This window comes from Paraburkholderia podalyriae (assembly GCF_014397785.1).
GTDB lineage: Bacteria > Pseudomonadota > Gammaproteobacteria > Burkholderiales > Burkholderiaceae > Paraburkholderia > Paraburkholderia podalyriae.
Map to the genome: position 1 here is coordinate 221,036 of NZ_VZQQ01000007.1, position 19,925 is coordinate 240,960.

The 19,925-nt window shown below is 62.6% G+C and carries 20 protein-coding genes and 2 pseudogenes; 13 read left to right on the forward strand and 9 right to left on the reverse strand.

The window, feature by feature from the left end; genetic code table 11:
• Positions 1–26: 26 nt before the first annotated feature.
• Positions 27–186: pseudogene (locus F6X42_RS10870) on the forward strand (porin); the annotation flags it as partial.
• Positions 187–260: 74 nt separating this feature from the next.
• Here F6X42_RS10870 and F6X42_RS10875 read toward each other — a convergent pair.
• Entirely contained in the window at positions 261–446 is a 186-nt protein-coding gene (locus tag F6X42_RS10875) for a hypothetical protein (RefSeq protein WP_187634209.1), read from the reverse strand.
• A gap of 176 nt (positions 447–622) precedes the next feature.
• On the opposite strand from F6X42_RS10875, the gene F6X42_RS10880 reads away from it, so the two are divergent.
• The 5 genes from F6X42_RS10880 (at position 623) to tkt (ending at position 4,620) form a co-directional block, all read left to right on the forward strand.
• Positions 623–868 (forward strand): DUF6723 family protein, encoded by a 246-nt coding sequence (locus F6X42_RS10880; protein ID WP_187634210.1) that lies wholly within the window; start codon positions 623–625, stop codon positions 866–868.
• Between the two features lie 337 nt (positions 869–1,205).
• On the forward strand, positions 1,206–1,532 hold the full coding sequence (locus F6X42_RS10885; protein ID WP_187634211.1) for a hypothetical protein: 327 nt from the start codon (positions 1,206–1,208) through the stop codon (positions 1,530–1,532).
• A 61-nt stretch (positions 1,533–1,593) separates the two neighbouring features.
• The gene (locus tag F6X42_RS10890; protein WP_187634212.1) at positions 1,594–1,770 is read left to right on the forward strand and encodes a hypothetical protein; all 177 of its coding nucleotides are present in this window, start codon (positions 1,594–1,596) and stop codon (positions 1,768–1,770) included.
• Between the two features lie 54 nt (positions 1,771–1,824).
• Positions 1,825–2,370, forward strand: a complete 546-nt coding sequence (locus F6X42_RS10895; protein WP_187634213.1) for a cupin — start codon at positions 1,825–1,827, stop codon at positions 2,368–2,370.
• 165 nt (positions 2,371–2,535) lie between these two features.
• The gene (gene tkt / locus F6X42_RS10900; RefSeq protein WP_187634214.1) at positions 2,536–4,620 is read left to right on the forward strand and encodes a transketolase; all 2,085 of its coding nucleotides are present in this window, start codon (positions 2,536–2,538) and stop codon (positions 4,618–4,620) included.
• A 49-nt stretch (positions 4,621–4,669) separates the two neighbouring features.
• Here tkt and F6X42_RS10905 read toward each other — a convergent pair whose 3' ends face one another.
• The gene (locus tag F6X42_RS10905) at positions 4,670–4,834 is read right to left on the reverse strand and encodes an FmdB family zinc ribbon protein (protein ID WP_187634215.1); all 165 of its coding nucleotides are present in this window, start codon (positions 4,832–4,834) and stop codon (positions 4,670–4,672) included.
• A 224-nt stretch (positions 4,835–5,058) separates the two neighbouring features.
• Here F6X42_RS10905 and F6X42_RS10910 point away from each other — a divergent pair, with 224 nt between their 5' ends.
• Entirely contained in the window at positions 5,059–5,511 is a 453-nt protein-coding gene (locus tag F6X42_RS10910) for a VOC family protein (protein WP_187634216.1), read from the forward strand.
• 108 nt (positions 5,512–5,619) lie between these two features.
• Here F6X42_RS10910 and F6X42_RS10915 read toward each other — a convergent pair whose 3' ends face one another.
• Genes F6X42_RS10915 through F6X42_RS10925 form a run of 3 tightly spaced genes read right to left on the reverse strand, consistent with a single transcriptional unit; the run spans position 5,620 to position 9,424 of the window.
• A complete protein-coding gene (locus tag F6X42_RS10915) occupies positions 5,620–6,435 on the reverse strand; it encodes an enoyl-CoA hydratase-related protein (protein ID WP_187634217.1) in 816 nt (271 codons plus the stop codon).
• The gene (locus F6X42_RS10920) at positions 6,432–8,627 is read right to left on the reverse strand and encodes an acetate--CoA ligase family protein (RefSeq protein ID WP_187634218.1); all 2,196 of its coding nucleotides are present in this window, start codon (positions 8,625–8,627) and stop codon (positions 6,432–6,434) included. The genes F6X42_RS10915 and F6X42_RS10920 overlap by 4 nt, the downstream gene beginning before the upstream one ends.
• 2 nt (positions 8,628–8,629) lie before the next feature.
• A complete protein-coding gene (locus F6X42_RS10925) occupies positions 8,630–9,424 on the reverse strand; it encodes an enoyl-CoA hydratase/isomerase family protein (RefSeq protein ID WP_246530042.1) in 795 nt (264 codons plus the stop codon).
• A 308-nt stretch (positions 9,425–9,732) separates the two neighbouring features.
• Between F6X42_RS10925 and glnH the strand changes: the two genes are divergently transcribed.
• From glnH to F6X42_RS10945, 4 genes are all read left to right on the forward strand, one after another.
• Positions 9,733–10,485: a glutamine ABC transporter substrate-binding protein GlnH gene (gene glnH, locus F6X42_RS10930; RefSeq protein WP_187634275.1), complete on the forward strand. Its 753-nt coding sequence runs from the start codon at positions 9,733–9,735 to the stop codon at positions 10,483–10,485.
• A 63-nt stretch (positions 10,486–10,548) separates the two neighbouring features.
• Positions 10,549–11,205: a glutamine ABC transporter permease GlnP gene (gene glnP / locus F6X42_RS10935; protein WP_187634220.1), complete on the forward strand. Its 657-nt coding sequence runs from the start codon at positions 10,549–10,551 to the stop codon at positions 11,203–11,205.
• On the forward strand, positions 11,202–11,930 hold the full coding sequence (gene glnQ / locus F6X42_RS10940; protein WP_187634221.1) for a glutamine ABC transporter ATP-binding protein GlnQ: 729 nt from the start codon (positions 11,202–11,204) through the stop codon (positions 11,928–11,930). The genes glnP and glnQ overlap by 4 nt, the downstream gene beginning before the upstream one ends.
• Positions 11,931–11,947: 17 nt before the next feature.
• Positions 11,948–12,982 (forward strand): C45 family autoproteolytic acyltransferase/hydrolase, encoded by a 1,035-nt coding sequence (locus F6X42_RS10945; protein ID WP_187634276.1) that lies wholly within the window; start codon positions 11,948–11,950, stop codon positions 12,980–12,982.
• A 107-nt stretch (positions 12,983–13,089) separates the two neighbouring features.
• Here F6X42_RS10945 and pdxR read toward each other — a convergent pair whose 3' ends face one another.
• Positions 13,090–14,619 carry a MocR-like pyridoxine biosynthesis transcription factor PdxR gene (pdxR, locus tag F6X42_RS10950; protein ID WP_187634222.1) on the reverse strand — a complete coding sequence of 510 codons (1,530 nt, stop codon included), beginning with the start codon at positions 14,617–14,619 and terminating at the stop codon, positions 13,090–13,092.
• 204 nt (positions 14,620–14,823) lie between these two features.
• Between pdxR and F6X42_RS10955 the strand changes: the two genes are divergently transcribed.
• Both F6X42_RS10955 and F6X42_RS10960 read left to right on the forward strand, forming a co-directional pair.
• Positions 14,824–15,576 (forward strand): SDR family oxidoreductase, encoded by a 753-nt coding sequence (locus F6X42_RS10955; RefSeq protein WP_187634223.1) that lies wholly within the window; start codon positions 14,824–14,826, stop codon positions 15,574–15,576.
• Positions 15,577–15,606: 30 nt separating this feature from the next.
• Positions 15,607–15,980, forward strand: a pseudogene (locus tag F6X42_RS10960) (SDR family NAD(P)-dependent oxidoreductase); the annotation flags it as partial.
• A 146-nt stretch (positions 15,981–16,126) separates the two neighbouring features.
• Here the strand turns inward: F6X42_RS10960 and F6X42_RS10965 are convergent.
• The 3 genes from F6X42_RS10965 to F6X42_RS10975 form a co-directional block, all read right to left on the reverse strand.
• Positions 16,127–17,512: a GntP family permease gene (locus F6X42_RS10965; RefSeq protein ID WP_187634224.1), complete on the reverse strand. Its 1,386-nt coding sequence runs from the start codon at positions 17,510–17,512 to the stop codon at positions 16,127–16,129.
• Positions 17,513–17,697: 185 nt separating this feature from the next.
• On the reverse strand, positions 17,698–18,573 hold the full coding sequence (locus tag F6X42_RS10970) for an amidohydrolase family protein (RefSeq protein WP_187634225.1): 876 nt from the start codon (positions 18,571–18,573) through the stop codon (positions 17,698–17,700).
• Between the two features lie 43 nt (positions 18,574–18,616).
• Entirely contained in the window at positions 18,617–19,900 is a 1,284-nt protein-coding gene (locus F6X42_RS10975) for an MFS transporter (protein WP_187634226.1), read from the reverse strand.
• Positions 19,901–19,925: the final 25 nt, after the last annotated feature.

The window sequence follows — 19,925 nt, forward strand, 5'->3', positions numbered from 1 at the left end:
GTCGTCCGGGCGCGCTCCATGTATCGCGCACCTTCCTGTACGGCACGTTCGGCTACGTGCGCAACGGCAGCAACTCGAACTTTTCGCTCGAGGCCGCACCGCGCGATTCGACGACCAACCAATACGAATCCGCCCGTCGGTGAATCGCAGACCGGCGCTTATGTCGGGATGATGCATCAGTTCTGACGAGGCGCCGTTTCGCGACGCCGATCGTCTCGCGATTTCAGCGCTTGATATTCGACGCGCGGCGCACGCCGGCGTCATGCGCGCACCGGCGGCGGCGCCTCTGGCGGATCGCCTTCGGGTGGCGGGTCGGGATTGCCGGGCGGATCGTCGGGGACCGGATCGGGGTCGATGTTCGGCGGCGGCGTCTTCGGCGGGATGTCGGGGTCGACTTCGGGCGGCATCGGCGTGTGCAGATGCAAGGTCGTGTCAGGTAAATCCATCAAGCTCTCCATCGGGTCTTCGTTGATACGCGCAACGCTCGTGCCGCGGCGTAACGGGCGTCGTACGCGTGGAACGGCAATTGCTGACAGCGGGCACGCGCGCCGCATCGCGATGACCGCGCGCGCGCCGCTCACACCGGACATCGCCCCCGCAAAGCACAGCACGAGGAACGCATATGGCCCGACACAAGGCCGACGTTGCTGACGACGAGTTCGAGATTTTCGCCAGCTATCACGGAACAGGCGACGGCCGCTACATAGGTGGATTGAAGGTAGTGAGGAAAGCGGACAGGAGGATCCTTTTTCCGTTCGACGGTGCTCCGCAGATCGGCCCCTACGCGACCGCCGACGAAGCACGGCGCGCCGCGATCGCGTACGGCCGTGGGATCGTCGCGGCCGATCGCGCGGCGCCGGAAAGCTGAGCCGGCAGAGCCGGCCTCGCGCTTCTCGTGCGAGGCGCGCGGGCGTCATCAAGGCATGCCGCCGAGCGACGGCGAATTCGTGCTGCCGCGCGCAGGATCGTCCGGATGTTCGTCGGACACGCGAATAGTCGCGATGCTCATGAAGTTCTCCTTTCGGTTCTCCTTTTTTACAAAGACACCATGCGATGCGCCTGCATTCGACGTCGCAACGGCCGTGCCCGTCGCGTCGTGTGCGCGCTTCGCGGCTGAGGCGCGATTGTTGCTGCATGAACCAGATGCCCGTTCGACGCAGCGTGCAACGACGCGAATCGACGGCGGAACCAACGAGGAGGGCGTCATGCAGAATCCCCGATCGACAGACTCCCGGCAGCAGGGCGTGGCGGCAGGCGGCAAGCAGCCCGCGCCGTCGGACAACCGCGGCGGGCCTCCGATGTCCGACGAAGTCAAAGCCCGCAACAAGCCGAGCGGCACGCACTACGTCGAGCCGAGTCCGCTCGGCATCGAACCGGTCGAGCAGACCGGCGTGGACAAAGCGACCAATCCGCCCCGTTCGAGCGAGCGGCCGCGGCACGGCGCCGAAGTGCCGCTCGGCACGGGCGAGCACGCCGAGCCGCCGGGCGGCGGCGGGCGCGAATCGCATCGCAAGCAGCCGGGCGAGCAATGACGCGCCGCGTTGCGTGGCAGCCCGTGAATGAAATCCATCAACACGTAACCGGAGAAAGCGCATGCAACCGGACAATCCTACCGAACCGATGAACCCCGGCGACGAAGCGCCACCCAACACGCCGGGCGCTGGCGAAGACCTGTGCCGCGCGTGCCACGGCACCGGCAAGGTCGAGGGAAGCCGCTGCACACTATGCGGCGGCACGGGCAAAGTGCTGCAGGGCATCGGCGGAGGCTAGCCGTGCGGTCGACGGCAAATTCGCGGCAAGCGCATCACAGGCGAGGAGCCAACCATGTTCAATGAGTCCAGGCACGGCTTCGACGCCGCCAAGACCGAATTCGAAGCGTTCATGCTGGAGCCGCACGACTGGGTACCGAACAACAGCAAGTTGCCGGTCGTGCTGTACCGGCGCGCGCTGTCACCCGGCAGCGGCAATCTGGCCGCCGCGTTCGAAATCCTGTTCGAGCGCAATGCATGGCCCCCGCAATGGCGCAACAGCATCTTCGACTTCCATCACTTTCACGCGACGGCCCACGAGGTGCTCGGCGTCACCGAGGCCAGCGCCGAGGTGATCGTCGGCGGGCCGCGCGGACGCGTCGTGACGGTGCGCGCGGGCGACGTGCTGCTGCTGCCGGCCGGCACCGGCCATTGTCTGCAATCGTTCGAACGGCATTTTCAGGTGGTGGCGGGCTATCCGTTAGGGCAGCAGTGGGACATTCGCCGCGAAGCGCTGACGCAGCAGGAAACCGCCGAGATGCTGGCGTTGCCGTTTCCGCCGCTCGATCCGATCGACGGCAAGCATGGTCCCGTGGTCGAGCTTTGGCTGCATGCGGCCTGAACTTCGTCGTTCGCGAAGCAACTTTCTGGTGGCGGCGCTGCGTGCAGAGTTGCGCGGTTAGGCGCATCATCGGTGGGCTTCGCCGCGTTTTTCCCTCGCGCTTTCGTCCGCGCGCCACGCGGCGCGTGCCGGCCGTCTTCCGAATCGCCGAACAAGGAGCGTCCCATGCAAAACGATCCCGCCCTCGATCAGTTGTGCATCAACACGATCCGCACGCTGTCGATGGACGCCGTGCAGAAAGCCAATTCCGGCCACCCCGGCACGCCGATGGCGCTCGCGCCGCTCGCCTATCACCTGTGGCAAAACCATCTACGTTACGACCCGGACGAGCCGTTGTGGCCGAATCGCGATCGCTTCGTGCTGTCGGTCGGGCATGCGTCGATGCTGCTGTATTCGCTGCTGCATCTGGCCAATGTGAAGGCGGTCGACGAACATGGCAAGCCGACCGGCGCGCCGGCCGTATCGCTCGACGACATCGAGCATTTCCGCCAGATCGACAGCAGGACGCCTGGCCACCCCGAGTACCGGATGACGACCGGCGTCGAAACCACCACGGGACCGCTAGGGCAAGGGCTCGGCAACAGCGTCGGCATGGCGATGGCCGGGCGCTGGCACGAGAGCCACTTCAACCGCGCGGACGCGCCGCTGTTCGACTACCGCGTGTACGCGCTGTGCGGCGACGGCGACCTGATGGAAGGCGTCTCGCACGAAGCGGCCTCGCTCGCCGGGCATCTGAAGCTGTCGAACCTGATCTGGATTTACGACAGCAATCGCGTGACGATCGAAGGCCATACCGACCTCGCGTATAGCGACGATGTGGAAAGCCGCTTTCGCGGCTACAACTGGCACACGCTGCACGTCGACGATGCCAACGACGCCGCCGCGCTGGAAAAGGCGCTGGTCGAAGCGAAGAGCGTGACCGACCGGCCGACGCTGATCGTGGTCCGCAGCGTGATCGCCTGGGGCTCGCCGAACAAGCAGGACTCGGCATCCGCGCATGGCGAAGCGCTCGGCGTCGAGGAAGTCGCGCTGACCAAGAAGGTGTACGGCTGGCCGGAGGACAACTTTTTCTACGTGCCCGACGGCGTGCACGAACGCTTCGCGCAAGGCATCGGCGCACGCGGCAAGGCGGCGCGCGAACAATGGCAGACGAAGTTCGACAGCTATCAAAAGCGGTATGCGGATCTCGCGCGCGAGTTCGCGCAGATGCAGGCGCACGAATTGCCGCAGGGCTGGGACAGCGACATCCCGAGCTTCGACGCGGACCCGAAGGGCATCGCAACGCGCGAATCGTCGGGCAAGGTGCTCAATGCGATTGCCGCGCGCGTGCCGTGGATGATCGGCGGCGCGGCGGACCTGTCGCCGTCGACGAAAACCAACCTGAAGTTCGAAGGAGCCGGCAGCTTCGAGGCGGATAACTACGGCGGCCGCAATCTGCATTTCGGCATTCGCGAACATGGGATGGGCGCGGTGGTCAACGGTCTCGTGCTATCGAATCTGCGCGCGTACGGCTCGACGTTCCTGCTCTTCAGCGACTACATGAAGCCGCCGATCCGCCTGTCCGCGATCATGGAAGTGCCGGCAATCTACGTGTTCACGCACGATTCGATCGGCCTCGGCGAAGACGGTCCGACGCATCAGCCGATCGAGCAACTCGCGTCGCTGCGCGGCGTGCCCGGCCTGACGCTGCTGCGTCCCGGCGACGCGAACGAAGCGGCCGAGGCATGGCGCGTCGCGCTGACGCAGCCGCATCGGCCGGCGTGCATCGTCTTGTCGCGCCAGCCGCTGCCGACGCTCGACCGCAGCCGCTATGCGCCCGCGAGCGGCGTCAAGCACGGTGCGTATGTGCTCGCGGATGCGCCCGCTGGCAAGAAGCCAGAGGTGATCCTGATGGCGACCGGCAGCGAGCTATCGATCTGCGTCGATGTGTACGAGAAGCTGAAGAGCGAGGGCATCGCGGCGCGCGTCGTGTCGATGCCGTCGTGGGACATCTTCGAGCGCAAGGACAGCGCGTATCAGGAGTCGGTGCTGCCCGCGGATATCGAAGCGCGCGTCGCGGTGGAGCAGGCCGCGTCGCTCGGTTGGGATCGGTATACGGGGCGGCTCGGTGCGCAGGTCGTCATGCATACGTTCGGCGCGTCGGCGCCGATTGCGGATCTGAAGAAGAAATTCGGCTTCACGCCGGACGCCGTGTATCAGGCGGCCAGGCAGCAGATCGAGCGAGTGAAGAAGGGCAAGGGCGCCGCCTGATTTGCTGCGCTAGATGCGGTGGTGAACCTTTCGCCCGGTCAGACAGAGTTCAGCTCTTTCTGGACGTTTTTGGCACAAATGGCGTGGGTATGTGCTGAACCTGCTCGCTTCCGCATTGCGGACAGGGCGGATGGGCGGTTTCATGCTCGGCAAGATGCTCGGCATGTTCGAACGTCTGACCGCACTTGTCGCACCTGTACTGGTAAGTCGGCATGGCATTCCTCCAACGAGAATCGTGCGCGTCGTACTGGCCAGATACTGTCTACGACGCCCGGCAATAATCCATTCTACGTGTTTCAGCGGGAAATATGATGAGCTTCCGATCTATTGCACAGCCGGCGGCGCAGCGGTCGACATTGACGAAACGTTTACCGGCGATGTTCGACGCGACGAACCGAGTTTGTGAACGCAATCCCCTGATTGCAAGCGGAGGATTAAATGGCTAACTCCACCAGGCCGCGCGTCATCGGCTTCAACCACGTCGCGCTGGAAGTCGGCGATATCGAGCAAGCGCTGGCATTTTATGGCCGCATCTTCGACTTTCAGTTGCGCGGCAAGAGTAAAACGATGGCCTTCATCGATCTTGGCGATCAATTCATCGCGTTGCAGGCCGGGCGCAAACAGGCCGCCGATGACGGCCGGCATGTCGGCCTCGTCGTCGATGACAAGGAGGCGGCGCGCGCCGCCCTCGAGGCGGCCGGCGTCGAGACGATCGACGGTCCGTTTCTGGATTTCCGCGACCCCTGGGGCAATCGCATCGAGATCGTGGGCTACGACAACATTCAGTTCACCAAGGCTCCGAACGTTCTGCGCGGCATGGGCCTGACGCAATTGACCAAGAACGAGAGCGCGAAAAAGGAACTGGCGGACAAAGGCATGGCGGCGAGCTAATCCCTTGTCGATGATGGTCTCGTGCGGGCCGGATTGCGGTCCTTCAGTCACGCTCGTTGGATGGCCGCCTCGCGCCACCAATACCAACCGATGCTTCGGCGTATGAGACTAATGCCCTTTGAAGACGGGTGGCCGCTTTTCGAGTGTTGCTGCGAGCGCTTCAATATGGTCGTCGGTGTTGTGGCACATGCCCTGGAAGACGGCGCAGTGCTCAAGGAAGTCCGCGAGTTCCATCCGCTGTGCGGCCTTCATGAGCCGCTTGGTCAGGCGCAGTGCGCGAGGCGGCTTGCCGGCGAAGCCTTGCGCCAGACGCTGCGCGGCGTCGAGCAACTCGTCAGGTGCCGCAACGTCAAGGACAATGCCCATCGCCTTTGCTTCTTCGCCGTTGAAGGTGCGGCCCGAGAACGTGAGCTCGGCCGCGCGCTCGTACCCGACGAGACGCTGAAGGAACCAGGCGCCACCGTCGCCCGGGATAATCCCAACGTTGATAAACGTCTCGCCCAGAATGGCGTCCGGCACCGCCAGCCGGATATCACACATGCAAGCGAGGTCGAAACCAGCGCCCACGGCAGCTCCATTGATTGCGGCAATGGACGGCACTTCGAGCTTCTGCAGGGCCAGCGGAATTCGCTGTACCCCGGCACGATAGCGGTTCTGAACCTCGTAGACGTCACCGCCGAAGCTGCCTTCACGGTGAAGCATATGCTTGATATTCCCGCCCGACGAAAACGCCTTGCCGGCTCCGGTGATAATCAGGGCCGCCACATCTTCGTTCGCGTTGATCCACGCGACTGTCCTTTCTATGTCGTCGACCAGTTTTGTGCCAGTCAATTCGTTGCGAACGTCGTCACGATTCAGCGTCAATGTCACGACGCGTCCACTGCGCGTGACGATCGCGTCCGTCAGAGTTGGGACCAAGGTCATGTCGGGCTCCCTTTTCGATCAATGGCTGCCGTCTGCGACGCGGCATCGAGCAGAATCCGTGCATCGAGAATGCTGACTCCCGACGGGTAGGCCATCACCGGGTTGAGATCCAGTTCCTCGATTTCTGGAAATGCCGTACACAATGCCGAGATGCCTAGCATCAACTGGACCAGCGCGTTTTTATCGGTGGGAGGTGCGCCGCGAACGCCGTTCAGGATCTCGGCCGCCCGTATCTCTTCGAGCATTTGATGCGCGTCACCTTCGTTCAGAGGCAGTGAGCGGAACACGACATCCTTGAGCACTTCGACCAGTATTCCGCCGAGTCCGAACATCATGACTGGGCCATAGGTTGGGTCGCGCACGACACCGACGATGACCTCGACTCCTCCCTTCGGCGCCATGGGTGTCACGAGCACGCCAGTGATGTCCGGGTCCTGGATGAATTGACGGCTGTTTGCAAGAATGACGTCGAAGGCCTGCCTGACCGCGCCGACATCGCCGACCTCCAGTTGGACGCCGCCTGCGTCGGACTTGTGAATGATGTCGCGCGACACGACTTTCATTGCGACCGGGACTTCGCCGAGCTGCCGGAATGCCTCTACCGCTTCATCAGGGCTGCGTGCAAGGACCGCTTTCGCCGTCATCGGAACACCGGCGTCGGCCAGCGCCTGGCGTGCCTCGTGTTCGAGGACGACGGTGCGGTTCTCGGCGCGGCAGACGTCCACGATCCGCGCGAAAGTGCTCGACCGTTTGGCTGGAATCGGTGCCTGGCGTTCGGTTCTGGTGTGAGCTTCGCCGACCTCGGCGAGCGCCTGAAGACAGCGGACGGCCATTTCCAGCGAGTCGTAGACCGGAACCCCCGCCGTGCGAATCGAGGCCAGAGGGGCTGGACGCAAATCGGCATACAAGCTTCCGTAGAGGCTGTGAACCACCACCGGCTTGCCCGATTCGTTGTGAATCCGCGCGATCCGGGCGGAAGTTTCCATCTCGATGGGCGTCAGCGACTGCGAAAAACGCACGCCATATCCTCCATAGAGCCCTGTAATCAGCAGACCATCGACATCCGCATCGTCAAGGAGAATTTGCGCACATTCGGCGAATACGGCGGGGTTTGAATCGGTGCCGCCGGCCACGTCGACGGGGTTCGCGGTCGCGGCCGCAGGCGGCAGGAGGGCCGCGAGGCGTGAGCGCGATTGCGGGGACAGCGTCGCCAGTACGAGTCCCGATTCGCTCAACGAGTCGGCGGCAATCGTTGCGTGTCCTCCACCGTCGGCGAGCACCGCCACGCGACGCGACCTGAGCGGCTTGAGCAGCGCCAGCGCTTCGGCCAGCGACATGATTTCGTCGGATTTCGTGGCCAGCACGGCGCCGGCCTGGCGCAGAACGCCCTCGCTCACTGCATAGTCGCCGGCAAGTGCGCCGGTGTGCGATTTCGCCGAAACGATGCCGGCACTGGTGCGGCCCGACTTGTACAGCACGACTGGTTTCTTGCGGGTGATGCGTCGCAACCCTTCGAGAAATTCGGCGCCGTCTTTCATTCCCTCGACGTACGCAACCAGTACCCTGGTGTTCTCGTCATCCGCGAAGTAGTCGAGATATTCGTGGAACCGGATGTCCGACTCATTGCCGATACCGACATAGGTCGACAGGCCGATCTGACCATTCGCCTGCGCCTCGGTCACCAGCGACAAGGCCATGTTGCCCGACTGTGACAGGAGCCCGATGTCACCCTTCCTGAGGTTGCTGAAGCCAACGATGTTGCAGTTCCTGTGGGTGTTGAAAATACCCGAAGTATTAGGTCCCACGATACGAACGCCGTGCTGGCGCGCCACGCTGACCATCTGTTCCTGAAGCAGTCGGCCGTGCTCCCCAGCCTCCGCGAATCCGCCGGCGAGCACCACCGCACCCTTCGCGCCTTTCTTCCCGCATTGTTCGATCACCTCTGGAAGTGTCTTCGCCGGCGTGCAGACGAGCGCGAGATCGAAAGCCTGTGGAATCTCCTCGATACTTGCATAGCATTTCAAACCGAGAATTTCCGATTCCTTCGGATTGACCGGATAGATTGTGCCGGGGAAGCCGTCTTCAAGCAGCTTATGGATGGACCGGAAGCCGCGCTTGGTTTCGTCCTTCGAAGCGCCGACCACGACGATGGAATCCGGGTAGAACACGTCACGCAAGTTACGGGCTGGCATGCTTACTCCCCCTTGAAAACCGGTGCACGCTTTTCGGCGAACGCATCGACACCTTCCTGCCAATCCCGCGTGGTGGAGCAGAACATCATGCCCTCGAGTTCTGCGGTCAACGCAGCATCGAAGGTCCGTTCACCCGCGAAGTTGAGTTGATCCTTGGCGAGCCGCATCGAGTGCGGCGCTTTACTCGCGACCTTGCGCGCGAATTCCCGGGCGTGCTGCAGGAATCCATCATCCGGAAAGACCCGATTCGCCAGGCCGATCCGCGCCGCTTCCACGCCATCGATGCGCTCGCCGAGAAAAACGAGTTCGCGCGCCTTTGCCAGTCCAACGAGGCGCGGCAGAAGGTACGTGATGCCGCCGCCGAGAAAATTCCCGATGCTGATTTCCGGAAGCCCAATCTGCGCGCTTTCGGCCATCAGAACGAAGTCGGACGCAATCGCGATTTCCGCTCCGGCGCCGAGCGCGAAACCATTGACCGCAGCGATCACGGGCTTGCCGAGCGTGAGAAGCCGCTTGCAGGCCACCTGCTCGCCGCGCAGGTACTCGCGGCGCTCGAAGGGCGTGCGGCCGGCCTTGTGTTCCTTGAGGTCGGCGCCCGCGCAGAATGCCCGGCCCTCACCCGTAAGCAGGGCAACCCGCACGCCGCGATCCGCCTCGACCATGGTCAACGCTTCGCTCAATTCGTCGTAAAGCTTTTGCGTCACTGCATTCAGACGGTGCGGACGGTTCAGCCGGATTTCGGCGATCCCGTCCTGCACGCCATAAAGAAGCGTTTCAAATGCCATCGGAGACTCCATCGGTGAACCGGATCACAACCACGAATTGACACAACGTATGTTGCTATCAATATAGGCACAAGAAACGAATGTTGCATTGTGGCGTTTACCCGCAAATCGCGCCGTCGCCGTACCGGCTGTCATTTTCAACGAGGGTTTCCCACGACTAAATTCTTATTGACGACTGTTTTTGGTGTACTAGTATTGGTCGTGACAACATATGTTGTGCATCGTAAGAATATTGCACCGCACGTTGCAATGCACCCAGGGTGTTGTCGCTCGTACCCCGCCTCCCGGAGGGGCATCGTCAATCACTGCGGAGAATATCCATGGGACGTCGTTCCTTCCTCATATCTGTCGTCGCCATTGCCATGTTCGGAACGAACCTCGCGCACGCGCAAAGCAAAGAACTGATCGTCGGCACTGACACCTCTTTCATGCCGTTCGAATTCAGGCAGGGTGACAAGTACGTCGGCTTTGATCTCGACCTGTGGGCCGAAATCGCGAAGGACCAAGGCTGGAAGTACAAGGTCCAGCCGATGGATTTCAGTGGCCTGATTCCAGCTCTCCAGACCCAGAACATCGATGTGGCGCTGTCGGGCATGACCATCAAGGAAGAGCGCAAGAAGGCCATCGACTTTTCGGCTCCCTACTACGACAGCGGGCTCGCTGCCATGGTCCAGGCCGACAACACCAGCATCAAGTCCATCAACGACCTGAACGGAAAAATCATCGGCGCCAAGACGGGTACGGCGACAATCGACTGGATCAAGGCACACCTGAAGCCGAAGGAAATCCGCCAGTTTCCTAACATCGACGAAGCATACCTGGCGCTGGAAGCAGGCCGCGTCGATGCGGCAATGCACGATACGCCGAACGTCCTGTACTTCGTGAACACCGAAGGCAAGGGCAAGGTGAAGGTGGCGGGCGCCCCGGTCAGTGGTGACAAATATGGAATTGGCTTCCCGAAGGGCAGTCCGCTGGTGCCGAAGGTGAACGAGGAACTGATAAAAATCAAGGCGGATGGCCGCTACGCCAAGCTGTACAAGAAATGGTTCGGTTCGGAGCCGCCCAAGTCGTAACCGTCCGCAATGAGGGCGCGGCGCCAGTCGCCGCGCCGTTGACGAATCAACCAGGAGCGATTTGTGGAATTCGATTGGTCAGCCATCTGGGCTGCACTTCCGGACCTGCTGGAGGGAGTGAAGCTAACGGTATTCATTGCTTTTGTCGGGCTCATCGGTGGGTTCATCGTCGGCATGATCACCGGCATGTTCCGGGCGTACGGCCCCCCCGCACTGAACGTTCTGGCCCAGATCTACATTGAACTGATCCGCGGCACGCCGATTGTGGTGCAGGTCATGTTCCTGTACTTCGCACTGCCGTTGCTTGCGCATATCCGCGTCGACGCCCTGACAGCCGCCATCATTGCCATCACCGTGAACTCGGGAGCCTATCTGAGCGAAGTCATACGTGGCGCATTGCTGTCAATTTCCAGAGGTCTCACGGAAGCGGGTCTGGCGATGGGTCTGTCGATGCCCCGGGTGCTGCTGAAAATCGTTGGACCACTGGCGTTCCGCCGGCTGATTCCGCCGCTTGGCAACCAGTGCATCGTCAGCCTGAAGGACACGTCGCTGTTCATCGTCATTGGTGTGGGTGAACTGACGCGCAAGGGGCAGGAGATCATTGCCGGGAATTTCCGGGCGGTTGAAATCTGGACCGTCGTGGCACTCATCTACCTGATCCTGACGGGAGTGATGACAATCACGCTGCGTCTCGTTGAAAGAAGGATGCGCATACTATGAGCATGATCGAATTTCACGGTGTATCGAAGAGCTTCGGCCATGTGCCCGTGCTCAAGGACATCAATCTGAGTATCGACTCTGGCGAGGTGGTGGTCGTGGTCGGGCCCTCCGGGTCGGGTAAGTCCACCATGCTTCGATGTATCAACGCGTTGGAGAAGATCTCAGGCGGCGAGTTGCTGGTGGATGGTCAGAGTGTCAAGGGCAACGCGTCGGTCATTCGCAACATCCGGCTGGAAGCCGGCATGGTCTTCCAGCAGTTCAACCTGTTCCCGCAGATGACCGCGCTCGAGAACGTCATGTTCGGCCCCATCCAGGTGCGCGGAGCCTCGCGGGCCGAGGCCCGCGACCAGGCGATGGCGCTGCTCGACAAGGTCGGTCTCGAATCGCGGGCCAATCACTTCCCGTCCGAATTGTCCGGCGGACAGCAGCAGCGTGTGGCGATTGCGCGGGCGCTCGCCATTCGACCGAAGCTGATGCTCTTCGACGAGCCGACTTCCGCCCTTGACCCCGAACTGCGGCATGAGGTGCTGAAGGTTATGCAGGACCTGGCGACTGAAGGCATGACGATGATTGTCGTCACGCATGAAATCGGATTTGCGAAGCGCGTCGGCACGCGCCTGCTTTTCATGGATCAAGGCGGGATTGCGCAGGATGGCGAACCGATAGAACTGGTCGAACGGCCGCCTACGCCGCGGCTTAAAGACTTTCTCAAACACGTCGCCTGAGCGAGATCATGTTCAACATGCAAGCATTCGCACCGACGGTCATCTCCGGTTCGCCGTATGAAATTGGTCTTGCTCTTGGCCAAGCCGCGCGTCCGGTGATCGACGCGTACATGGGACAGAGCTCCGCCTGGCGGGCGGTCAGACAGTGGCGCGGGCATCAGTTCGTGCAGGACCTGCGCCAGGCCGCCGAAGCCACGCACCCGGATCAGGTCGTCGAAATCGATGGCATGGCGGTCGGCCTCGGCTGGCCGGCGGAAGACGCATTCATCTGGAACTGCCGCGGGGAGCTGATTCACCATGCGCCAGACGGTTGCACTACGCTAGCGGCAAGCACGCCAGACGCACGCTTCATTGCGCACAACGAGGACGGCGACCCCTACCTGCGCGACAAGTGTTGCATGGTGGACATCCGGCCAACCGGCAAGCCCGGGTTCGTCAGCTTTTACTATCCTGGCTCGCTGCCAGGACATACCTTCGCCGTCAATCGTGCCGGTCTTGTTCAGGCGATCAACAATCTCCGCATCAAACAGCCGGCAGTCGGCGTGCCCCGCATGGTCCTATCGCGCGCCGTGCTCGACGCGGCTTCGCTTGATAACGCGGTGCATGTCCTCAATAACGTACAACGAGCAAGTGGCTTTCACCATACGCTGGGCTGCGTAGGCGATGAGCGGCTGATGAGCGTCGAGGCGACAGTCAAACGCTGCTCGGTTTCGCAAGTCACCGGTAGGTCGGGTCATGCGAACCATCTGATCCATGCAGGGTGCGACGCTGAGGCGCAGATTGTCACGCGCTCGTCAGGCGACCGCCAGGCGCGGGTCGATCTGCTGCTTGCGGCCGGTGGCGACATGAGTGGCGCGAGCCTGCTGCAGGTGCTGTCGGACAGGGCTCCCACGGGCCTGCCGATATATCGCGACGACCCGGCCGACCCTGACGAAGAAAACACCCTCGCGACGGCGCTTTTCATCCTTACGGACGCCGGTGTGAACTTCGAGGTACGCCAGCAGGGCGAACTACGGTTCAGCCAATTCCTTACCCCTCAGACGCACCCCTGAGTCGCGTCCTGAACACACCGAGGCAAGGCAGTACGGCGAACCCGATCCGTGCGGGCCGGATTGCGGTCCTTCAGTCACGCTCGCGGGAACTGCACACTTGCTGCGCCTCAGCCGTCCAGACACGCGCGCAGCGTTCGCGCGAGACGGCCTGCTTCACCCGCATCGGCGATGTTCGCGAAGCCGATTACGAGGCCGCGCGGCGTGCGCGGCGCGCGGCCGTTCGCGTACCAGATCGAAAGGGGCAGCACCGCGAGTCCGAGCTCCCGGGCGCGCGCGGCGACGGCGACATCGTCGGCCGGGCCATCGGGACCTTCTGGTAATTGCACCGCGAACTGAATTCCACCGGGCGGCAAATCGACAATCAGCCGCTCCCCGAACGCCTGCTCCAGCGCATGGACGATCAGCATGCGCCGCTCTGCGTACAACGCGCGCATCCGCTTCAGATGCCGGGCAAAATGTCCGTGCCGGATGAAATCGGCCGCGGCCGCCTGCAGTAGCGTCGGCGAGCCGGCGTTCATGCTGTGTGCCACCCGCGCCACACGCTCGACAGCTCGCTCCGGGACCACCGCATACGCGAGCCGCAAACCGGGAAACATCACCTTGCTGAACGTGCCGCAATAGATCACGCGATCGCGCCGGTCAAGGCTTTTCAAAGCGGGCAATGGCCGGCCCGCATAACGGAACTCGCTGTCGTAGTCATCCTCGATGATCCAGGCAGACGCCTTTTCTGCCCAGTCCAGCAGCGCGATGCGTCTTGCCAGCGACAGCGTGTGTCCGAGCGGGCTCTGATGCGACGGCGTGACCAGTGCGAAGCGCGCCTCCGGGTCCAGTCGAGTGCCGCGCTCGATGTCGATCCCTTCGCCATCCACTGGCACCGGCACGAGCTGCACGCCGGTTTCGACCAGAAAACCACGCGCGAGCAGATAGCCCGGATCCTCGAACCACATGCGATCGTTCGGGCGCGCGAGACTGCGCAACACGAGCTCGAGCGTCGCACGGTAGCCGCCGGTAATGAACACCTGTTCCGGCACGCAGGTCACGCCGCGCGACAGCCCGAGATAGGTGGCGATATGTTCGCGCAGCGGCCGGTAGCCGGCCGGGTCCGGGTACGCGAGCATCGCGCGTCCGCCGCTGCGCGCGCGCTGCGCAACGAGCCGGTCCCATACCTTGCTCGGGAACGCGTCGAGCGCGGGCAGCCCGGGTTGCAGCGGTCGCGGCTCGCCGCTCATGGCGACGGCGATGGCCAACTGGCGCGGCGCAGGTTGACCACCGCGCGATGCGTCTGGCGAATTCAGCGGGCCCGTGCCTTCATCGCCCGGTTGAGCTTGCCGGTCCTGAGGACCTTGCCCACGCGGCGAGCGCATTACCGATGCCGGCAGCGTCGGCGAGACGAACGTCCCCGCCGCGCCGCGCATCTGCAGGTAGCCTTCGTCGACGAGGATCGAGTAGGCCAGTTCGACCGTGCCGCGCGCCGTGCTCAACTGCATCGCGAGGCCGCGCAGCGCCGGCACGCGATCGCCGGGACGCAGATGCCCCGAGGCGATCGCGGTCCTGAAACGCTCGCAGATCTGCAGATAGATCGGCAACGGCTGCTGCCGATCGATTTCGATGATCAAAGTGGGAGTCGGCAAGGTCATGACGGTCTCGCGGCCAACGGAAGCGGAAACGACATGGACTAGTCGGATCGGCAATTCTTGGCACTTATCGGTAGGGCATGAGTCTCCCACAATAGCCTCACGCGATGGGACGGCCGCGAACACTTTCACGCAATACGACTCCCGCCAGGCGTACCCGCGCATTCATTGTTCATTGTTCATTGTTGTTGCTCTGGAGAATCTGCCATGAAGATCGTCGTAATGGGTGGTTCCGGCCTGATCGGGTCGCGTGTCGTCGCGCTGCTCAACGAGGCGGGTCACGAGGCGCTAGCCGCGTCGCCGCGTACCGGCGTGAACGCCGTGACGGGCGATGGACTGAGCGACGCGCTCGCGGGAGCGGACGTCGTAGTGGATGTGACGAATGCGCCGTCATGGGAGCCGCAGGCGGTGCTCGATTTTTTCCGCGCCTCGGCGCGCAACCTCGGCAAGGCTGAAGTGGCCGCAGGGGTACCCCATCACGTCGCGCTATCCATCGTCGGATGCGACCGCACGCCGGAGAACGCCTATTTCGTTGCCAAGGTCGCGCAGGAACAGGTGATCGAGGCGGCGGGCGTGCCGTACACGATCGTGCGCGCGACCCAGTTCATGGAGTTCATCGGCGCGATTGCTGATTCCAGCACGGACGGCGGCACGGTGCGCGTCGGCGACGGGCTGTTTCAGCCGATCGCCGCGGACGACGTCGCGGCGAACCTCGCGCAGATCGCGCCTGGCGCGGCGCTGAACGGCACAGTCGAGATCGCCGGCCCAGACCGTGCGCCCTTCGCGGAGATCGTCGCGCGTTATCTGAAGTCGGCAGGCGACGCACGCCCGGTGGTGACAGATCGCGACGCGCGGTACTACGGTGGCCGCGTAGAGGAACAGTCGCTCGTGCCGCTCGGCGACGCGCGCATTGGTCGCGTCAGTCTCGACCAATGGCTGGCACAGGCTAAAAAGGGTTGATTGAAGGGCGTCGTTTCGCAAGCTCGATTGCAACTCGCCATCACCGAAATGGAAAAGCATTCGCGCGGCCACGTGGTGAGCGTCACCTCCAGCACCGCCGACGCCGCGATCAGTGGCGTGTATTCAGTACTGGCCGCCTGACGAAGGGTGGTCTGAACGCCGCCACGAAGTCGCTGGCGATCGAGTATGCCGGGAAAGGAATCCGCGTGAATGCGGTCGCGCCAGGGATCATCAGGTCGCCGATGCACGCGCCGCAAACCCACGAAGCGCTGGGCGCCTTCCATCCGCTCGGGCGCATGGGCGAGATGAGCGATATCGCCGACGCGATTCTATTCCTCGACTCCGCACCGTTCATCACGGGGGAAATTCTGCATGTCGATGGCGGGCAGAGCGCCGGTCGCTAACAGTCGTCGGGCACCGTAAGCCGGTGCCCTTTCGTGTATCCGTACAGTCGTCGTTCGTCGGCCAGGAGCGCCGCGTCCGGGGGATTAACACATGCCCCTATCCACAACGAGACAGAGGTGGGTCCGTTCACTGAATGAATCGCAATTCAATGAACAGGAATTGCCACGTTGAAAATCAGCACCATGATCAAGCCCACCACGGCCACGATGGATTGAACCACCGAGATCGTTTTGGTGGCTTCGCCCATGGTCATGCCAAAGGATTCCTTGACCATCCAGAAGCCGGCATGGTTGGCATAGTTGAAAAACAGCGAGCCGCAGCCAATGGACAAGGCCAGCAAAGGCAAGCTCAGGCTGGGATCGGCGCCGGCCAGCGGCGCGAGCAAGCCGGCTGCGCCCACGATACCTACGGTGGCCGAGCCGGTAGAGACGGAGAGCAGCATGGCGATCAGCCAGCCAAGAATCAGCGGGGGAAAGGCGAACTGCTGCGTCAGATGCACGATGGCATCGCCGACCTTGGCACTGGTCAGCATTTGCTGGAAGGCGCCGCCTCCGGCAATGATCATGATGATGGAGGCAATCGGCTTGAGACTCTTGCCTAGTGCGTCGCGAAGCTTTTCGGCATCGCCTCCGCGCGCGAGGACCAAGGCCACGGCGGCGAACAGCACACCCAGCAGCATGGCGATCAAGGGATCGCCCAGAAAGCTGGCCACATGCAGGGCCGGCGTGCCCTTCGGCAGCGCCATTTCGGAGACGGCATGAACCAGCATCAAGATCGCGGGCAGCAAGGCTGCCAGCACCCCGAGCCCGACGCCGGGCCGCTGGCCACCGCCAGTCTTCTCGGTGAGGGTGAATTGGTCCAGCAAGGCCTGGTCGGGCTTGGTCCTCATGCGCGGCGAGATGAATGCGCCATAGAGCGGGCCGCCCAGAATCATGGCCGGAATGGCCGCCAGAAAACCGTACAGCATGGTGGGGCCCACCGAGGTTTTAAGGGTCGCGATGGCTGTCAAAGGGCCAGGGTGAGGCGGCACCATGCCATGCATCGCGGCGAGAGCCGAGATCACGGGGACGCCGACGTACACATAAGCCGAGCCTTTGAAGCGAGCGTGGCTTTCCAGCTTGCGCGCCACGCTGAATATCAAGGGCAACATGACCACCAGACCCACTTCGAAAAACATGGGAATACCCACCACGAAGGCCACCAGCGTCATGGCCCAGGGAATCAGCCGATCCGAGGCGCGACTCAGAATGGCTTCGGCGATTTGCTCGGTGATGCCAGCATCGGCAAGAATCTTGCCCAGCATGGCGCCCAGGGCGATCACGATCCCCACCGCGCCCAATGTTTTGCCCGCGCCGTTGATCAGGTGCTTGACGATGCTTTGCGGCTCCATGCCGGCTGCAAAGCCCACGCCGATGGAAACGACGAGCAGGGCTAGAAGCGGGTGCATCTTGATGCGCGACACGATGAGTGCGACCAGCACCAGCACGCTGACCAGCGCTGTCAGCAACAGTTGTATATCTAGATGGGTCATGAATGAATTTATGGTTTTGACCGAGTTCTACCGACGCGCATTTTGCATCCGATCACGTCTGCCAAATAAAAAGGACATGCACGTTCCAGCTGTAGGCTGTTGCGTCGGCGCGCGGCAAGATTGATGAGGAAAGGGCTGTTTGCGACAGCTGCAGTTATGTTGTTACCTGATCGTTGAATCGTCACCTAAATATCGTCGAACATGTAGATGCTGGCTGGTGTGCCCGCCAGAACCACGCTGCGCTCTTCCTCATCCGGAATCAGTGCGCACAACAGTTGTAGCGCACGGGAAAAATGCTCGCGTGCCTCGAACTGCGTATGTGGCCAGTCGCTGCCCCACATCATGCGATGCACGCCAAAGGCCGCTTTCAGGAGACGGAACGCCTCGTGCATCTCCTTGCCACCCCCGTTATCGTCCGGCCAAATCCGGTATGCGCCCGATACCTTGACCCACACGCGCTGTGTGTGAGCCAACTCGAGAAGACGGCGAAACCCGGGGTCGCCTGCACCTAGGCCAGAATCGGGCCTGCCGAAATGGTCCACGACCACGTTCATTTCGGCCTCCAGAAGCGGCTCGACGATACTTTGCAGCCTCGCAGCTTCCGCGTGCACTTCGACGTGCCATCCCAGTTTTTTAACATGCGCTAGCGTGCGCGCGCTAACCCAGCTGTCGAGCGGCTGATCGGCACGTCCGATAAGGTTTAGCCGGATTCCCGCGATGCCTGCTCGAGCCATTTCAGTCAGGGTATCGGTTCCGCAATCGCGCTCGATCACCGCGACGCCGCGTAGCCTGTCAGAGGCGCGACGCAGCGCACCGAGCAAATAGTCGCAATCGGTGCCAAGAAAGCTGGGCTGCACGAGCACGCCGCGCGATACCTGGTTCGCGTCGAGTTGTGCGAAGTAGGTGTCCAGTGGCGCATCGTAGTCGGGCGCATAGCGGTGCTGCTGGGCGAGCGGCAGCCCGCGCTCGAATACATGGGCATGCGTATCGATCGATGCGATGCGGGCCGGACGATGCGCGCCCTGCTGGCGACTCGCGGCGGTCCACGACTTATCCGTCATTCATATTCCTTCATCAACAGTGTTGCGCGGCTCGCCCAGCGCGTTAACGCGTTTGAGCGTGAGAGAGTGGACCGCGGATGTCCATATCGAGAGCCGCTTCGCCTAGCACGCGGCCTCGTGTCTCCGGCAGCATCAGCACGGACAGCACGACAATGGCGTAGGCCAGTGCTGCATCAATGCCGATCGCCGTTCCGAGCGACATACTCGCGGACATATGCCCGACCAGCACAGGGAATCCCGCGGATACGACGCGGCCGAAGTTGTAGCAAAACCCGACACCCGTGCCGCGCATCCCGCTTGGATACAGTTCGTTAAACAGCGCGCCCATGCTCGCCGGAATGCCTGCTGCAAAAAATCCTAGCGGAAAGCCGAAGAACAGCATCGCGGTATTGCCGAGCGGAAGAAACAGATAGGCGATCACCGTTATTACGCAGCAGATCGCAAATGTGAGAATGGTTTTGCGGCGTCCGATGCGATCCAACAGTTGCGCACTCACGAGGCAGCCGCAGAAAAAGGCGATGATCACCACAGCAAGGTAGCCGCCGGTACTTAGAACGGACAGATGGCGCTCGCTCTTCAGGAACGTCGGCAGCCAGGTCATCAGCGCGTAATAACCGCCATGGGCGCCGACGCCGAGCAGCGCACCGATCAACGTTATGCGCAGCATCTTCGGCGAGAAGATGCCGACGATCACGCCAGATGCCGGCTCGTCGTGACGCGCGCGCGTGTCACGCGCCGGGGTCGGCTCCTGCACGCCACGTCGAACGTACAGGATCAGCAGCGCGGGAACGAGGCCAATCCCGAACATCACGCGCCATGCCGTTTCTACGGGCAGCAGCGAGAACATCAGCGCGTAGAGCATCACCGCCGCGCCCCAGCCGACCGCCCATGCGCTCTGCACGCTGCCCATCGCCTTGCCGCGATGCTCGTTGCGGATAGTCTCGGCCATTAGCACGGCGCCTGCCGCCCATTCTCCGCCGAAGCCGAACCCCTGCAGCGTCTTCAGCACGAGAAACTGCGGATAGTTCTGCGCGAACGCGCACAGGAACGTAAACACGGCGAAGAACGCGACCGTCCACTGCAGCGTCTTAACCCGTCCGAGCCGGTCCGACAGCATACCGGCGATCCAACCGCCAAGCGCCGACGCAACCAGCGTGACGCCGCTGACCAGGCCCGCCTGGGTGCGGTTGATCGACCATTCGGCGATGATCGCCGGAATCACGAGGCTGAACATCTGCACGTCGAGCGAATCGAGCGCCCAACCGCCGAAGCACGCCCAGAATGTCCGACGTTCATTGCCCGAAATCTCGCTGAACCACTTAAACATTGCTGTCTCCTCCTCGTCGTCCCAT